Origin of the sequence: Streptomyces sp. NPDC050743 (assembly GCF_044456925.1) — a bacterium.
Lineage (GTDB): Bacteria > Actinomycetota > Actinomycetes > Streptomycetales > Streptomycetaceae > Streptomyces.
The window spans coordinates 29,764-45,168 of the sequence record NZ_JBITGJ010000067.1 but is presented as its reverse complement, the minus strand read 5'-3'; the positions used below and the strand labels follow the sequence as shown (position 1 = coordinate 45,168).

Sequence of the window (15,405 nt, the reverse complement as noted above, 5' to 3'; positions counted from 1 at the left end):
CCTGACGGCGATCCGGCTGTCCCTGCCCTGCTCCGCAGGAGTCCGATTCCTCCCCGGCCTGAAGGCCGGGGCATCCTCGGAGGAACCCGGTGAACGGCCACCAGGTGGCGAAAGCCGCGGACGTCACCGGCGCCTACACGCACCACGAGCTGGACATCACCTCGCTGGTCGGGTCCGGCACCAACACGGTCGCCTTCCGTATCCGGCCCAACGATCCGGACAAGGACCTCACCATGGGCTGGATCGACTGGCTCCAGCCGCCGCCCGACCGGAACATGGGGATCGTCCGGGACGTCCTGGTGCGCCGGGGCGGCCCGGTGGCGCTCCGCGACGCACATGTGATCACCAGGCTCGCCGTGCCGTCGCTCGCCTCCGCCGACCTGACGGTGAAGGCGCAGGTCCGCAACGACACCGGCTCCGCGGTCACCGCCGAGGTCACCGGACGCGTCGGCGCGACCACGTTCACCCGGCGGGTTCCGCTCGCCGCCCACGAGACGAGGACCGTCGCCTTCTCCCCCGCCGACACCCCGGGCCTGCGTATCGCCTCGCCGAAGGTGTGGTGGCCGGCCGGGATGGGCGGACAGCCGCGGTACGACCTCGACCTCACCGCGTCCGTGGCCGAAACCACCTCGGACACCGCGCACGAGAGCTTCGGCATCCGAGACGCCCAGGCGCCGCTGAACGCGGACGGCGCACGCCAGTACCGGATCAACGGCCGCAGGCTGCTGATCAAGGGCGGCGGCTGGTCACCGGACGAGTTCCTGCGCTGGGACACCACCTATGTCGAGAACCGGCTGAAGTACGCCCTCGACCTGGGCCTGAACACGATCCGGCTGGAAGGGCACCTGGAGCCGGACGAGTTCTTCGACCTGGCCGACCGCTACGGCATCCTCACGCTGCCGGGCTGGGAGTGCTGCGACAAGTGGGAAGGCCAGGTCAACGGGAGCGAGACCGGCGATCCGTGGACCGAGGCCGACTATCCGGTGGCGCAGGCTTCCATGGCCGCCGAGGCCGCCCGGCTGCGCGACCACCCGAGCGTGGTCTCCTTCCTGATCGGCAGCGACTTCGCACCCGACGCGAGGATCGAGAAGACCTACCTGGACGCCCTGCGGGGCGCCGACTGGCCCGACCCGGTGGTCTCCGCCGCCTCCGACAACTCCTCGCCTGAGCTGGGCAGTTCGGGCATGAAGATGACCGGGCCGTACGACTGGGTGCCGCCCGGCTACTGGTACGCCAAGCGCGAGGGCGGGGCCACCGGCTTCAATTCCGAGACCAGCGCGGGCCCCGGCATCCCCACCCTCGACACCCTGCGCCGCATGCTGAGCCCGGCCGAGCTGGACACCCTCTGGAAGGACCCTGCCGCAAGGCAGTACCACCGCTCTCCGTCCTCGGTCTTCGGCACGCTCAAGATCTACGACGCCGCCCTCACCGGCCGCTACGGCGCCCCGAAGAGCCTTGCCGACTATGTGCGCAAGGCCCAGCTGGCCCAGTACGAGAACGTCCGCGCCCAGTTCGAGGCGTACCAGCGCAACGCCACGGACGCCGCCAAGCCTTCGACCGGAGTCATCCACTGGATGTTCGACAGCGGCTGGACATCCCTGCACTGGCAGCTGATGGACCGCTACCTGGACCAGGGCGGGGCCTACTTCGGCGCGAAGAAGGCCGATGAGCCGCTGCACATCCAGTACTCGTACGACGACCGCTCGGTCGTGGTCGTCAACCACCGTCACGGCTCCGCGACCGGACTCACCGCCCGGGCCACGCTGTTCGACCCCGACGGCACGCAGAGGTACGACAAGAAAGCAGGCGGGCTGACGGTGAGCGGCGACGGGGCGCACGGCACCGCCCTCACCCTGCCGTCCTCGGTGGGCGGGCTGTCGTCGACGTATCTGCTCCGCCTGGTCCTGACGGGCGCGGACGGCAAGGAGGTGAGCCGGAACGTGTACTGGCTGTCCACCCGGCCCGACACCCTCGACTGGTCCGGCACCACCTGGTACTACACGCCGACGACGACTTACGCCGATCTCAGGGGGCTCGCCTCGATGGCGCAGGTGCCGGTGTCCGCGGCGGCGGCCACGGCGTCGTCGGACGGCACGTCGACCACGACGGTGACCCTGCGCAACACCGGGAACGGGAAGACCCCGGCTCTGCTGACGGATGTCCACCTCGTGGACGCGCAGGGCAAGCCGGTGCTGCCGGCGCGCTGGTCGGACAACGAGGTGAGCCTGTGGCCCGGCGAGTCGGTGACGCTGACCGCCACCTGCCGGACGGCCGATCTGCACGGCTCGGCGCCAGGGGTGCGGATCTCCGGCTGGAACACCCCGGAGCGGACGGATCCGGCGGCCTGACACAGCGGGGGTGGACCGGTTCGGCCCACCCCCGGGCGGTTCAGCTGACGTTGAGCGCGGTGTCGTCCACGACGAACGACGTCTGGTACTGGGAGCCCTCGGTGCCGGTGAACTTCAGCGTGACGGTCTGCCCGGCGTAGCCGCTGAGGTTGAAGCTGCGCTGGGTGTAACCGGAGGCGGCGTTGAGGTTCGAGTACGTCGCCAGGGTGCCGAGGACCGTGCCCGAGCTGCCCAGGACCTGGACCTTGAGGGTGTCGTAGGCCGTGCTGGTCGTGGTCTCGGCGGTGTCGATGTGCAGGTAGAAGCTGAGAGTCGCCGTCGAGCAGCCGGACGGGATGGTCACCGACTGGGACAGGGTGTCGGTGGTTGCGGTGCCGTAGCCGTCGAGCCAGGCGTAGTACGAGCCCGAACGAGCCGACTCACCGGTCGCGTTGGTGATGACCCCGCTGGACGCGCTCCAGGTGGTGTTGCCGGACTCGAAGCCGTTGTTGCCGAGGAGCTGGGCGGCGGTGCAGGTGCCGCCACCGCCGCCTCCGCCACCGCTGGTGCCCGAACCGGCGAGCCATGCGGTGGCGTTGAGGGCGAGGGCGGCGTCGGTGGCGCTGGAGTCGTTCCAGCCGTCGTAGAGGGTGTTGCCGGACTGACCGGTGCCGTCGTCGATCGGCGAGCTGTCGCCCCAGAAGGCGACGCGGCCGCTGCCGAAGGTGCTGGTGAGGAAGAAGGCGCCGGTGTTGCCGGAGTAACCGGTGTGGTACAGCAGGCCCTTGACGTTCGGGTTGTCCGACGGCTTGAGCGTGGCGGTGGTGCCGTTCGCGATGAGGCTCTTGGTGACCGTGCCGAAGGAGCCGTGGAGCACCGGGTCGGTGCTGTCGCTGATCGCGGCCGGGTGGTCGGAGCCGATGTTCAGCGAGTCGATCGAGAAGCCGAACGGGTCGGTGGAGTCGACGCTGTTGTTCGTCATCAGGTCGTTGAGGATCTCGACCGCGTCGTTGCCGTCGTTGTTGCGGTCGGCTCCGGTGTGGTCGGAGATCATGAACAGCCCGCCGCCGTTCTTCACGAAGTTCATGATCGCCGTCTTCTCGGCGCCGGTGAACAGCGTGTTGGGTTCCGGCAGGACCAGCGTGTCGAAGTTCGACAGGTCGGTCGAGGACGAGCCGCCGTAGCTGAGGCTGGAGCCCGACGGCAGCGTCTTCAGGCTGTAGCCGCCGGTCTTCTGCAGCGCCACGCCCCAGGAGGACAGGGCGCCGGTCCAGTCCGTCTCGGCCGACGGGGTGGAGTCCTGGCCGAGCGGGTCGGGCTGGCTGGTGGAGATGATCCAGTCGGCGTTGCCGGCCGTCTCGGCGTGCGCGTTGTCGAACAGGATGCGGTGCGTGGTCGCCGCGTGGGCGGCGGTGCCGCTGCCGACCTGGGCGGCCGCTCCGGTGAGGAGCAGCCCGAAACCGGCCAGGGCGGTGGTGAGTCTGCGGCGGGATCTCCTGGATCCAAGCATCCGGCGAACCTCCATGAGGGGTGGGGAGAGGCGGTGCGGCGCCAAGTCTGCGCGCGTAGAGCCCGCTTGAGGGTTCTACACGCGTCGAGTGGTTGAAAGGTACATGGCATGAAAGCCGGATGAACAGAAAGTCCCGGCAATAACCGGAGCGGAGTGCCTCCGCTTACAGCGGGCACATGCTTAGCGGAAGGCAACACCAAAAGGGGTGGACATGGAGATCTCGGGCATCATCAGCGCCATCGTCATCGGACTCGTCATCGGCGTCCTGGGGCGCCTGGTCGTCCCCGGGCGACAGCACATCGGCGTCCTGTGGACCATCGTCGTCGGCATCGTGGCCGCGCTGCTGGGCTCGGCGATCGCCGCGGGGTTCGGAGTCGCGGACACCAAGGGTCCCGACTGGATCGAGTGGTTCATCCAGATCGCGCTGGCCGCGGTCGGGATCGCGGCGCTGGACCGGTCCCGCGTGCATCGCTGACACAGGGTCAGCCGCCGTACAGATAAGGGGTGGTGGTGCTGAGCGCGTGGAAGCCGAGGCGTTCGAGGATCGGGCGGCTCATGGGTGAGGCGTCGACCTGGAGGTAGCGGTAGCCGCGGGCGGCGGCGACGCGCGCGCGGTGGGCGACGAGGGCACGGTAGACGCCCCGGCCCCGCCAGGCCTCGACGGTGCCGCCGCCCCACAGCCCGGCGAACCGGGTGCCGGGAACCAGCTCCATCCGGGCGGCGCTCACGGCTTCGTCCCCGGCGAGCGCGACCACGGCGACGACCGTGCCGGGGTCGGCGGCCAGGCGGGCCAGCAGCCGGTGCCGCAGCCGCCCGCCGTCGGTGCCGAAGGCCTTCTCGTGGACGTCCACGACGAGGTCGACGCCGGCCGCATCGGTGGCCTGCACGAGGCGGACGCCCTCGGGAGGTTCGGCGTCCACGGCGAGCCGGCCGGTCTCGCCGATCATCAACGTCTCCTCAGGCTCGGCCCGGAATCCGGCGGCGACGAGCCGGGCGCCGAGATCGTGCGGCCGGTCGTGGCCGTAGAGCTTCCACTCGAAGTCGCGGCCGAGGCCGGTGAAGTACGCGACCTGGTCGTGGATCGCCCGGTCCGCGCCCGCCGCGTCCAGACGGGACCAGAGCACGCCGTTCCACCCCTGCGCGTCCGCGACCTGACGCACCACCGCGCCGGTCCGTTCGATCCGGGCACCGGGTCCGTCGGGAGCCGCGTTCTCACGCATGTCACGGTCGTGGAGGGCGAGCACCGCCGAGTGATCCATGCCCCGACTCGACCATGCCGGGCCGGCCCGGGGCAACGGGATTATTCCGCACCCGCCTCCGGGCGTACGGCGGCCAGGTAGGCGCTGAGCCGGTCGCGGTTGCGGGCCAGGCAGTCGATGCGCGACTGGATGCGGTCGATGTGCCCCTGGAGCAGGGCGGCCGTCTCGGGGGTCACGCACGCGGCCGGTGGGTGCAGCTCGCCCGGTCCCGAGAGGTACGGCAGGATCGCCCGGATCATCTCGGTGGTCAGACCGGAGTCCAGCAGGCCGCGGATCTGCTGGACCTCGCCGACCGCGGACTCGGGATACCTGCGGTAGCCGTTGTCGCCGCGCCCGGGATGGAGGAGGTCCTGTTCCTCGTAGTAGCGCAGCAGCCGGGCCGGTACGCCCGTGCGGCGCGACAGTTCACCGATCCGCATGGCCGCCTCCCACGTCCACTTGACCTTCACACTGATGTCAGACTCCGACCATGGTCCCATGACCCTGTCCTCCACGTCTTCCCAGGTCAAGGCTGGTCCGCTGCCGTGGTCGGGGCTGCTGGCCCTGTCCTGTGCCGCGTTCACCGCGGTCCTGACGGAACTCCTGCCGGCCGGCCTGCTGCCCGCGATGGCGCACCCGCTGGACGTCACCGAGTCCCGGATCGGTTTCCTGGTCACCGCGTACGCGGCGGCCTCCTTCCTGGCCGCCGTCCCGCTCACCGCCGCCCTGCGCGGGCTGCCACGGCGGCCGGTGCTGTGCGGCGCCCTGCTGGGCTTCGCCGTCAGCGACGCGCTGGTCGCGCTGTCGCCCTCGTACCCGCTCACCTTCGCGGCCCGGCTGCTGGCCGGCGCGATGGGCGGCACCCTGTGGGCGATGCTGGCCGGCTGTGCGGCCCGGATGGTGCCGGCCGGGCGGCGCGGGCGGGCCATCGCGATCGTGCTGGCCGGCATCACCCTGGCCCTGTCGCTCGGGGTGCCCGCCGGTACCGCGCTGGCCGGTGCGGTGGGCTGGCGGGCCGCCTTCGGCACGCTGGCCGCGCTCGCCGTACTGCTCGTGGGGTGGATACGGCTGCGGGTGCCCCGTTTCCCCGGCGAACCGGCGCACGCGCGCGTGCCGCTCGCCAGGGTCGCGCTGCGCCCCGGCATCCGCCCGGTGCTGTCGGTGACCCTGTTCCTGCTGCTGGGCCACCAGGTCATGTACACCTACCTCGCCCCGTTCGCCGGGCACGCCGGGTACGGCCGCACGGGCCTACTGCTCGCGGTGTTCGGGACGGCCACGGTGGCCGGGATCTGGGTCACCGGGGTCCTGATCGACCGGCATCTGCGCCGCACGCTGCTCGCGGCGCTGGCCCTGTTCACCGGCGTACTGCTGACGCTGGGGGCGGGCGCGCGGGCGCACGCGCTGCTGCTCGGCGCGGCGGCGCTGTGGGGCGTGGCCTTCGGCGGGGCGCCGACGCTGATCCAGACCGCGCTGGTCGACGCCTCGGGGCCGGCCGAGGCCGATGCCGCGACCTCCTTGCAGACGACCGTGTACAACGCGGGCATCGCCGCCGGTTCGCTCACCGGCGGCGTGGCGCTGGACGCGCTGGGCCCCGGAGCCCTGCCCTGGACCGCCCTGGCGCCGGCCGCGCTGGCGCTCACGACCGTCGCGGCGGCCCGGCGCCACGCCTTCCCGCGCCTGCGGCACGCCATTGCCCCGGAGGCGAAGGTGCCGGCCGAGCCCGTGTCGGTGGCCGTAGTGTGCCCTGCCGGAGATCACGCTGCGAGGAGGTCGGTGGCCGATGGTGAGGAACGATGAGCTGCGGTACCTGCGCCGCTGTGTGGAGCTGGCGGTCGAGGCGCTCGAGGACGGTGACGAGCCGTTCGGGTCGGTGCTGGTGGCCGGGGACGGCCGGGTGCTGGCCGAGGACCGCAACCGGGTGAAGGGTGGAGACCACACCCGGCACCCCGAGTTCGAGCTGGCCCGCTGGTCGGCCGCGCACCTGACGCCCGCCGAGCGTGCGACGGCCACCGTCTACACCTCCGGTGAGCACTGCCCGATGTGCGCGGCGGCGCACGCCTGGGTGGGGCTCGGCCGCATCGTGTACATCGCCTCGTCCGGCCAACTCTCCGGCTGGCTGGATGAGCTGGGTGCGCCGCAGGCACCGGTGCGGTCGCTGCCGGTCCAGGAGGTCGCGCCCGGTGTGGCCGTCGAGGGGCCGGTGCCGGAGCTGGTGCCGCAGGTGCGGGAGCTGCACCGCCGCTACCGGGCGCGACGCACCTGAGCATCAGCCGAGTTCGAGCGTGGTGACGCCGAACACCCGGTGCCGGGCGTGTTCACGGACCGGTCCGGTGTACATGCGGGCGGTCTCGAACGAGGCCTGGAATCCGGCCTCTTCGGCGAGCGCGACACCGGCCGCGTTCGGCTTGGGCACGTCGATGGCGACCTCGCGTCCTGCGGCGTCGGCCGTGAGGGCGGCGAACAGGGCGCGGGCGTCGTCGGCGGTGTCCGCGAACAGGGGGCCGATGCGCAGGGTGTCGTGGCCGGGGCGGAGCACGCCGTAGCCGGTGAGGCGGGCGCCGTCGTGGCGGACGAAGGCCCGGTGCCCGGGGCCGGTGAGCCACTCGGCGAGGAAGCGCGGACGGTCGGCCGGGTAGCAGGCGCTGTCGTAGGCGGTGATCGCGGCGAGGTCGGCGGGTCCGGCCGGCCGGACGCCCGCGGGCGTCTCGCGCCGCGGTGCCGTACCGGTGAACCGGATGGTGCGGTAGGCGAGTTCGAACCCGGACTGGCGGTAGTTGTCCTGCTGGGCGACGACCCCGTCCAGGCCGACGGTGCGGTTGCCGGCGTGGGCGAGGGCGGTCTTCCAGGTGGTGAGGCCGTGGCCCTGGCCGCGCAGGTCGGGCCGGACCAGGTAGCAGCCCAGGAAGGCGTACTCCGCGCCGTAGTTCACGACGGAGATGGCCGACACCGGCTCCCCGTCGAGACGGCCGAGGAAGAACCCGTCGGGGTCCTCCGCGAAGAAGGCGGGCCCGTCGGACAGTCCGGGATTCCAGCCCTCCGCCGCCGCCCATCCGGCGATCACCGGCCAGTCGGCGAGAGTGGCCTGGGTGACGACGAGGTCGTGGGGGGCCGCAGAGGTCATCGATGCGCTCCATTTTCAGTCGGTACCGGACTGCCGTGCCGCATCCTTCCGGATCAACGGGGGGCCACACCATGGGGAGATCGGCCGTTGCGGGCGCGACCCGGGCGACACGGACGACCAGGGCCGGGCGCCTCACCCCGAGGGGCAAGGTCACCCTGGGATCCACGCCGGACGCACGATCGCCCGACAGCATCCTCTCCATCCCCGACGGCACGCTCTGGATCACACGGCCGCGAGGCCTCGGACGCATCGGTGTCGGCATCCCCGTCCCCCACGCCCGGCACCCACCGACGGGCATCGCCGGTCCCGACGGCGCGCTCAGGTCCGCGGCCGACACCAGGGCCGGGCGCCTCACCCCGACGGGCAAGGTCACCCTGGGATCCACGCCGGACGCACGAACGCCCGACAGCATCCTCGCCATCCCCGACGGCGCCCTCTGGTTCACACAGCCGGGAGGCCTCGGACGCATCGGTGTCGGCAGCGCCGTCGCCCGCATCCCCGTCCCCCACGCCCGGCACCCCACCGACGGGCATCACCGGTCCCGACGACGCGCTCAGGTCCGCGGCCGACACCAGGGCCGGGCGCCTCACCCCGACGGGCAAGGTCACCCTGGGGTCCACGCCGGACGCACGAACGCCCGACAGCATCCTCGCCATCCCCGACGGCACGCTCTGGATCACACGGCCGCGAGGCCTCGGACGCATCGGTGTCGGCAGCGCCGTCGCCCGCATCCCCGTCCCCCACGCCCGGCACCCCACCGATGGGCATCGCCGGTCCCACGGCGGCTTTTGGCTCGTGGCCGGGGAACGAGTCGTTCGCCGCTTCTCGCCACGGTCGCGCGGGCTCCACGCCGAGATCGGCGGGCGCCGGGCACGGCGCGTACTGCGTCTGGCGGGCGGCCACCCTTCCCGACTGATCGGCCGCCTCCCGACGGTGGCGTGATCCGTCGGGCAGACCAAAGGCCCCACCGGGCCGGCGTCCGGTGGGGCCTTTGGAGGGGGATCGGTCAGTGGGTGCGCACCGGGCGGAAGCGGCGGTAGAGGACCGTACCCGTGAGCAGGAGCGCGGCGCTGCCGGCCACGGCGGGCGCGGTGACGTCCGTACCGGTGTGGGCCAGCACGGGCGTCGTCGGCTGGGCCACCAGGCTCGGTGTGTACGGGCGGGGCTGGTGCCTGGTGGGGGCCGTGGGCTTCGGGGCCGGGTTGTGCGGGGTGCGGGGCCGGTCGCCGGGGCCGTTGACCGACCGGTTGCCCTCGGCCGGGTTGCCCACCCCGACCACGTCGACGCTGTTGCCGCTGAGGTTCACCGGCAGGTCGACGGGGAGCTGCACGCCGTTGCCGGAGAGCACGCCGGGCGAGTCCTTCGCGCCGCCGTGGGCATGGGCGCCCCCGGACGTCGCCGATCCACCCGTTCCGGCGCCATGGTGCGCGCGGTTCGCGCAGGCGTTGCCGGCGGCCGGGTTGAGCAGCCCCACCACGTTCACGGTGTTGCCGCACACGTTCACCGGCACATGCACCGGGAGCTGGATGCCGTTGCCGGAGATCAGCCCGGGCGAGCCGGCCGCGGAGCCGTCCGCGGTGGCACCGTCGGCGGCGAAGGCGGCGGACACCGGCAGCGCCACGGCCATCGCTCCGGAGGCGGTGACGACCGCGATCACACCGTTACGGGTAGCCCGTCTCATAGGTTCCCTGCCTTCCAGACTTCGTCGCGGGCACTCACCCGCACCCCGTAAAACGCAGGTGCACCATCCGAGTTATGGCTTATCGGTCTTTCACCCCGTCGAGCGACAGTGGTATCGAACTCCCTGTAAAGACGCCCAATGATCCATAGCAGGCAAACAGGATGCGCAGAATACGGCACCGGGCGCCGGCCCGCTCGCCGGGAGGCGGGCCGTCCGGGGCCCGCTTATGGTGATCCGAGGGCGCCGCCCGCCGGCCCGCGACAGGCGTCCCAGGAGGCTTTCGATGCTGGTCAAGCTGTCCACACGGCCCGCCGTGCGGCGCTGCGCGGGTACCGGAGCCCTCGCCCTGGCGCTGCTCGGCGCCGGGCTGCCCGCGACCAGCCGGCCGCAGCCCGACCTGGCCCGCTTCTACCGGCAGAAGGTGACCTGGGCGGCCTGCAAGGGCCCGGACATGCCGAAGGACCTCCAGTGCGGGAAGGTCACCGTCCCGCTCGACTACGCCCGGCCCCGCGCGGGCACGCTCGACGTGGCCCTCGCCCGCTACCAGGCCACCGGGAAGAAGCGGGGCTCGGTGCTGCTGAACTTCGGCGGCCCCGGCGCCGCGGGCATCCCCGCACTCGCCGCCGACGGCAAGCAGTTCATGGACCTCACCAACGGCTACGACGTGGTCGGCTTCGACCCGCGGGGCGTCGGCCGCTCCTCCCCCGTCAGCTGCGGCGAGGGCAGCGACGAGGCCTCCACCGCGATGGACGACGAGTCCGGCCTGGCCCATCCGCAGGCGCTGCTCGCCAAGCTGCGCGAGGCCGCCGACGAGTGCGCGCGCAACTCCGGGCCGGTGCTGCCCCACATAGGCACCGTGAACGCCTCCCGCGACCTGGACATCATCCGCCAGGCCCTCGGCGACAAGAAGCTCAACTACCTCGGTTTCTCCTATGGAACGCGGCTCGGCGCGGTGTACGCGGCGCAGTACCCGCACAAGGTCGGCCGGATCGCCCTCGACGGCGTGGACACCCTGACCGAGTCGCTGGCCGAACAGGGGGTGGCCGGCGCGCAGGGGCAGCAGACCGCGCTGGACGATTTCCTGGACTGGTGTACGACGGACGTCGCCTGTCCGTTCGGGGAGGACCGGCGTGCGGCCGGGGACCAGGTGCTCCGGATCGTGCGCTCGCTCGACCAGAACCCGGTCCCGACGGACTTCGGCGGCACCTTCTCCGGGCAGGACCTGGTCGGCGCCATCGGGCAGGGGCTCTACAGCAAGCAGCTGTGGCCCTCCCTGGAGCGCGCCCTGGGCTCGCTGGTCGAGGACGGCGACACGCGTCGGATCCTGAGCTTCGCCGCCGGGGGCTCGGGTCTGCCCCGCGGCGAGCACCACAAGAACGGCGGTCTGGTCGATCCGCAGGACGTGCCGGTGGACAACCTCGAGGCCGCGCTGATGGCGATCAACTGCGCCGACGACCCCGACCGGCCCGGCGCGGCGCAGGTCACCAAGGATCTGAAGCGACTGCGGGCCGAGTACGAGCGGGCCTCGCCGGTCTTCGGCCGCTACCGGCTGACCCAGCTGCTCATGTGCTACGGCCGCCCCAAGGGCACCGACTTCATCCGGGACCGGGTGAAGGACGTCGACTCGGCGAGGATGCTGCTGGTGGGCACGCGCGGCGACCCGGCGACGCCGTACCGGTGGACGGTGGAGACGGCCGCGCGGCTCGGTTCGTCGGCGGTGGTGCTCGACAACAAGGGCGACGGCCACACCGGCTACACCTCCTCCACGTGCGTGCACCGCAAGATCGACGACTTCCTGCTCTACGGCTCCCTGCCGCCGAGCGGCAGCTCCTGCCCGGCGGACGGCAACGCCTGGAGCGCCACCACGAACTCCACCAACTGGTGACAGTCGCGGCGCAAGCGGGTAACAGCCGCGAATCCGGCACAACCTCTCAGCCCACCTGGTCGTCACACCGGGCGGAGCGCGCTTTGGCCGCCCCGCCCCGTGCCCGACCACGACAGAGGGGACACCATCATGCGCATCCGCGCCGCCATCGCCGTACCCGCCGCCTCGGCCGCCGTGGCCGGTCTGCTGCTCACCGCGCAGCAGAGCCAGGCCGCCACGGCGGACCAGGCCCGGCCCGTCCGCTGCGCCGAGAAGTCGCTGACGGTGCGGGCGAAGGCCGTGCCCGGCGAGCCGACCGTGCTGCGGGTCGGTGTCACCCACCGCGGCGCCGGGGCGTGCGTCGTCGACCGGGTGCCCACGGTGACCTTCGGGGACCTCGACGGCGCCGCGCTGCCGACGCCCGAAGGCGGCACCGGCAGCTACCGGCTCGCGCCCGGGCAGACCGCCTACGCCGACGTCCGCACCATCGGCGACCCGGCGGATCCCGAGGCCCGCCGGGTGGACACCGTGACCGTGGCCGCCTCGGCCGCCCACTGGGGGCGCTCCTTCACCGCCACGCGGCTCGGCACCGGCAAGAACGTCCTGGTGTGGGAGCCGGTGACGACGTGGTGGCAGCCCACGCGGGCGGCCGCGGACCGGGCCATCGGCCTCAGCCGGTGATCACCTCGGGCGCGTAGACCTCCAGCCACCGCGCGAGGTCCAGGGCGCGTTCCAGGCCGCGCCGGGCCGCCTGGGTGCTCACCGGCGCCTCGCGCTCGGCGGCCAGGCGGAGCCGGTCGCGGTCGACGAGGTCGAAGACCTGGTGCGAGGGCCGGGAGAGCAGCTCCTTCGCCTGCTCCTGGAGGGCGCGGGCGTACCGCGGGTCCTGCGTGGACGGGTACGGGCTCTTGACCCGCTCGTACACCGAGCGCGGCAGGACGTCGGCCGCCGCCTCCCGCAGCAGGCTCTTCTCCCGGCCGTCGAAGGACTTCAGCGCCCAGGGGGCGTTGTAGACGTATTCGACCAGCCGGTGGTCGCAGAACGGCACCCGGACCTCCAGGCCGACGGCCATGCTCATCCGGTCCTTGCGGTCGAGCAGGGCGCGCACGAAGCGGGTCAGGTGCAGATGGCTCATCCGCCGCATCCGGTGCTCGAAGTCGCTCTCGCCGTCGAGCCGTTCGATGCCGGCGACGGCGGCGCGGTAGCCGTCGGCGATGTAACTCTCCAGGTCCAGGGACTTGGTGAGGTCGGCGCGCAGCACGTCGGCGTCGTCGCCGAAGTGGCGCCCCATGGTCGTCAGCCACGGGAAGGTCTCGGCGCGGCGCGCCTCCTCGTCGAAGAACTGCAGGTAGCCGCCGAAGACTTCGTCGGCGGACTCGCCGGACAGGGCCACCGTGGACTTCTCGCGGATGGCGCGGAAGAGCAGCAGGAGCGAGGCGTCCATGTCGCCGAAGCCGGCCGGCAGATCGCGGGCGCGGATCACCTGCTCGCGCACGGCGGGGTCGGCGAGGGACTGCGCGTCGAGCACGATGTCCTGGTGATCGGTGTCCGCGAGCCGGGCCACGTCGTGCACGAACGGCGTGTCGGGGGTGCCGCGCAGTTCGTCGGCGACGAAGTTGTCGGTCTGGCCGACGAAGTCGACGGCGAAGCTGCGCACCTTCTCGCCCTGCCGGGCGAGTTGCCGGGCGGCGATCGCGGTCATCGCGGAGGAGTCGAGGCCGCCGGAGAGCAGGGTGCAGCGCGGGACGTCCGCGACCAGCTGGCGGCGCACGATGTCGTCGAGCAGCGAGCGCACGGTCGCGATGGTGGTGTCGCGGTCGTCGGTGTGCGGACGGGTCTTCAGGTGCCAGTAGACGCGGGTGGACAAGCCGGAGCGGTCGACGGTGACGACCGTGCCGGGTTGCACCTCGTGCATGCCGTCCCAGATCGCGTGTCCGGGCGTCTTGACCATGACGAACAGTTCCCGCAGCCCGTCCAGGGTCACCCGGCGGCGCGCCAGCGGGTTGGCGAGGATCGCCTTGGGCTCCGAGCCGAACAGGACGCCGTCGGAGGTGGGGTGGTAGTAGAACGGCTTGATGCCCATGCGGTCGCGGATCATCACGAGCTTGTCGTGGCGGCCGTCCCAGACCGCGAACGCGTACATCCCGTTGAGCCGTTCGGCGACCGCGTCACCCCATTCGAGGTAGCCGTGCAGGACGACCTCGGTGTCGGAGTCGGTGGTGAACCGGTGGCCGCGGCCTTCCAGTTCCCGGCGCAGCTCGGTGAAGTTGTAGGCCTCCCCGGAATACACCATGTCGACCGTTCCCTCGGGGGTCGCCGCCGACATCGGCTGACGGCCGCCGGGGAGGTCGATGATCGCGAGCCGGCGATGGCCCAGGGCGGCCGGGCCCTCGGCCCAGGTGCCGCGGTCGTCCGGGCCGCGGCAGGCCATCGTCACGGTCATCGCATGCAATGTGGTGGCCTCGGCGGTCAGGTCGCGGTCGAAGGAGACCCATCCTGTGATGCCGCACATGCGCTGCCTCCTGCCTCCGGCTCGCATCAAGAGCTAACCAGTTGTATCGAGCACCTATATGACGAGCCTCCGTCAGGCGTTCGACGCGGTCAACGCGGCCGCAACACGATTGACCCACACCCCCCATGGTTTCGGCCGGGTTTTGCCTTCGCGAAATCCCCGGATCGCGGGGGCTGCGGGCCGACAGGCAGCGAACCGGCCACGGGCAAAAACTTGGCCAAACAGCTCGGGCGTTACTCCTTCACGGCCAGAAACGTGTCGAGCGCCTCGGTCAGCTCGGCCGGCCTCTCCAGCGGCAGCTCATGGCCCGCGTCGAGGATGCGGACGACCGCGTCCGGATAGGCCTTGGCCATCCGCAGCATCTGCCGCACCGGCAACTGGACGTCGTGGTAGCCGTGCACCATCAGCGTGGGCGTGCGGATCTCCCCGGCCCGGTCGAGGACGTCGAAGGCGCGCATCGCGCCGTACAGCGTCATCACGACCTCCCGCGGGGTCGCGGCGGAGGCGCGGATGTGCGCGCGGATCTCCTCGCGCGGAAAGCCGGGCGCGAAGGCGCGCTGGATGTTGGCGGCCACGAACAGCCGGTACGGCACCAGGGTGGAGGCGGCCATGAGAAGGCCGCGGCCACGGCTGTACGTCATCCGGCCGATGGAGCCCACCAGCGCCATCCGCTCCACCCGCTCGGGGTGGGCCAGGGCGATGGTCTGCGCGATCATCCCGCCCATCGAGTGGCCGACCAGCGCGAACCGTTCGACCTGAAGGTGGTCGAGGAGCGTCAGGACGTCCCGCGCCAGCTCCGCGATCGTGCGCACCCCGGACCCGGTGCTCTCCCCGTGCCCGCGCAGGTCCAGCCGGATCACCCGGCGTCTTTCGGAGAAGTGCGCGACCTGGTGGTCCCAGCGGTGCCGGTTCGCGGTCCAGCCGTGCACGAACACCAGGGGCACCTCGGGGGCGTCACGGGGCCCCTCGTCGTCGTACGTCAGGGCCGCTCCGTCGACTTCGAGCTGCGGCATGTCGGGCCTCCTGGGGCGCGCTGCGGTTCGGTTACTGACCGGTACGGTAACCGTCCGCGGGGCACCGCGTCACCGTTGTGCGCCAAGGAAGTCCACGGCCGTCCGCCCCGGAGACCGGCGGTGACCTCGGTCCGGATTA

13 protein-coding genes are annotated in these 15,405 nt (G+C 72.1%); 6 read left to right on the top strand and 7 right to left on the bottom strand.

The window, feature by feature from the left end; genetic code table 11:
• Positions 1-89: 89 nt before the first annotated feature.
• The gene (locus tag ACIBJF_RS38640) at positions 90-2,348 is read left to right on the top strand and encodes an exo-beta-D-glucosaminidase (RefSeq protein WP_399181066.1); all 2,259 of its coding nucleotides are present in this window, start codon (positions 90-92) and stop codon (positions 2,346-2,348) included.
• A gap of 40 nt (positions 2,349-2,388) precedes the next feature.
• Here the strand turns inward: ACIBJF_RS38640 and ACIBJF_RS38635 are convergent, their stop codons facing one another.
• Entirely contained in the window at positions 2,389-3,837 is a 1,449-nt protein-coding gene (locus ACIBJF_RS38635; RefSeq protein WP_399181064.1) for a hydrolase, read from the bottom strand.
• A 211-nt stretch (positions 3,838-4,048) separates the two neighbouring features.
• Here ACIBJF_RS38635 and ACIBJF_RS38630 point away from each other — a divergent pair, with 211 nt between their 5' ends.
• Positions 4,049-4,312, top strand: coding sequence for a GlsB/YeaQ/YmgE family stress response membrane protein (locus tag ACIBJF_RS38630; protein ID WP_399181062.1), 264 nt, complete (start codon positions 4,049-4,051; stop codon positions 4,310-4,312).
• 7 nt (positions 4,313-4,319) lie between these two features.
• Here the strand turns inward: ACIBJF_RS38630 and ACIBJF_RS38625 are convergent, their stop codons facing one another.
• A complete protein-coding gene (locus ACIBJF_RS38625) occupies positions 4,320-5,096 on the bottom strand; it encodes a GNAT family N-acetyltransferase (RefSeq protein WP_399181061.1) in 777 nt (258 codons plus the stop codon).
• 41 nt (positions 5,097-5,137) lie between these two features.
• Entirely contained in the window at positions 5,138-5,515 is a 378-nt protein-coding gene (locus ACIBJF_RS38620; RefSeq protein ID WP_399181071.1) for a MerR family transcriptional regulator, read from the bottom strand.
• A gap of 58 nt (positions 5,516-5,573) precedes the next feature.
• Between ACIBJF_RS38620 and ACIBJF_RS38615 the strand changes: the two genes are divergently transcribed.
• Positions 5,574-6,872, top strand: a complete 1,299-nt coding sequence (locus ACIBJF_RS38615) for an MFS transporter (protein ID WP_399181059.1) — start codon at positions 5,574-5,576, stop codon at positions 6,870-6,872.
• Entirely contained in the window at positions 6,856-7,338 is a 483-nt protein-coding gene (locus ACIBJF_RS38610; protein ID WP_399181057.1) for a nucleoside deaminase, read from the top strand. Before ACIBJF_RS38615 ends, ACIBJF_RS38610 begins: the two co-directional genes overlap by 17 nt.
• A 3-nt stretch (positions 7,339-7,341) precedes the next feature.
• Here ACIBJF_RS38610 and ACIBJF_RS38605 read toward each other — a convergent pair whose 3' ends face one another.
• Positions 7,342-8,196 carry a GNAT family N-acetyltransferase gene (locus ACIBJF_RS38605; RefSeq protein WP_399181055.1) on the bottom strand — a complete coding sequence of 285 codons (855 nt, stop codon included), beginning with the start codon at positions 8,194-8,196 and terminating at the stop codon, positions 7,342-7,344.
• A gap of 1,006 nt (positions 8,197-9,202) precedes the next feature.
• The gene (locus tag ACIBJF_RS38600) at positions 9,203-9,877 is read right to left on the bottom strand and encodes a chaplin family protein (RefSeq protein ID WP_399181053.1); all 675 of its coding nucleotides are present in this window, start codon (positions 9,875-9,877) and stop codon (positions 9,203-9,205) included.
• 283 nt (positions 9,878-10,160) lie between these two features.
• Here ACIBJF_RS38600 and ACIBJF_RS38595 point away from each other — a divergent pair, with 283 nt between their 5' ends.
• Both ACIBJF_RS38595 and ACIBJF_RS38590 read left to right on the top strand, forming a co-directional pair.
• A complete protein-coding gene (locus tag ACIBJF_RS38595; protein ID WP_399181051.1) occupies positions 10,161-11,762 on the top strand; it encodes an alpha/beta hydrolase in 1,602 nt (533 codons plus the stop codon).
• Positions 11,763-11,891: 129 nt separating this feature from the next.
• On the top strand, positions 11,892-12,422 hold the full coding sequence (locus ACIBJF_RS38590) for a DUF4232 domain-containing protein (protein ID WP_399181049.1): 531 nt from the start codon (positions 11,892-11,894) through the stop codon (positions 12,420-12,422).
• On the opposite strand, the gene asnB is transcribed toward ACIBJF_RS38590, so the two are convergent.
• Positions 12,412-14,253, bottom strand: coding sequence for an asparagine synthase (glutamine-hydrolyzing) (asnB, locus tag ACIBJF_RS38585; protein WP_399181047.1), 1,842 nt, complete (start codon positions 14,251-14,253; stop codon positions 12,412-12,414). The two genes, ACIBJF_RS38590 and asnB, sit on opposite strands and share 11 nt — an antisense overlap.
• Positions 14,254-14,486: 233 nt before the next feature.
• Entirely contained in the window at positions 14,487-15,266 is a 780-nt protein-coding gene (locus ACIBJF_RS38580) for an alpha/beta fold hydrolase (RefSeq protein ID WP_399181045.1), read from the bottom strand.
• Between the last annotated feature and the right edge of the window lie 139 nt (positions 15,267-15,405).

Excerpts from the sequence above, each read along its gene's own strand:
- ACIBJF_RS38580 (WP_399181045.1), bottom strand. The coding sequence starts at position 15,266 with ATGCCGCAGCTCGAAGTCGACGGAGCGGCCCTGACGTACGACGACGAG.
- ACIBJF_RS38590 (WP_399181049.1), top strand. The coding sequence starts at position 11,892 with ATGCGCATCCGCGCCGCCATCGCCGTACCCGCCGCCTCGGCCGCCGTG.
- ACIBJF_RS38635 (WP_399181064.1), bottom strand. The coding sequence starts at position 3,837 with ATGCTTGGATCCAGGAGATCCCGCCGCAGACTCACCACCGCCCTGGCC.
- ACIBJF_RS38620 (WP_399181071.1), bottom strand. The coding sequence starts at position 5,515 with ATGCGGATCGGTGAACTGTCGCGCCGCACGGGCGTACCGGCCCGGCTG.
- ACIBJF_RS38595 (WP_399181051.1), top strand. The coding sequence starts at position 10,161 with ATGCTGGTCAAGCTGTCCACACGGCCCGCCGTGCGGCGCTGCGCGGGT.
- ACIBJF_RS38600 (WP_399181053.1), bottom strand. The coding sequence starts at position 9,877 with ATGAGACGGGCTACCCGTAACGGTGTGATCGCGGTCGTCACCGCCTCC.
- ACIBJF_RS38610 (WP_399181057.1), top strand. The coding sequence starts at position 6,856 with ATGGTGAGGAACGATGAGCTGCGGTACCTGCGCCGCTGTGTGGAGCTG.
- ACIBJF_RS38605 (WP_399181055.1), bottom strand. The coding sequence starts at position 8,196 with ATGACCTCTGCGGCCCCCCACGACCTCGTCGTCACCCAGGCCACTCTC.
- ACIBJF_RS38630 (WP_399181062.1), top strand. The coding sequence starts at position 4,049 with ATGGAGATCTCGGGCATCATCAGCGCCATCGTCATCGGACTCGTCATC.
- ACIBJF_RS38625 (WP_399181061.1), bottom strand. The coding sequence starts at position 5,096 with ATGGATCACTCGGCGGTGCTCGCCCTCCACGACCGTGACATGCGTGAG.
- ACIBJF_RS38615 (WP_399181059.1), top strand. The coding sequence starts at position 5,574 with ATGACCCTGTCCTCCACGTCTTCCCAGGTCAAGGCTGGTCCGCTGCCG.
- asnB (WP_399181047.1), bottom strand. The coding sequence starts at position 14,253 with ATGTGCGGCATCACAGGATGGGTCTCCTTCGACCGCGACCTGACCGCC.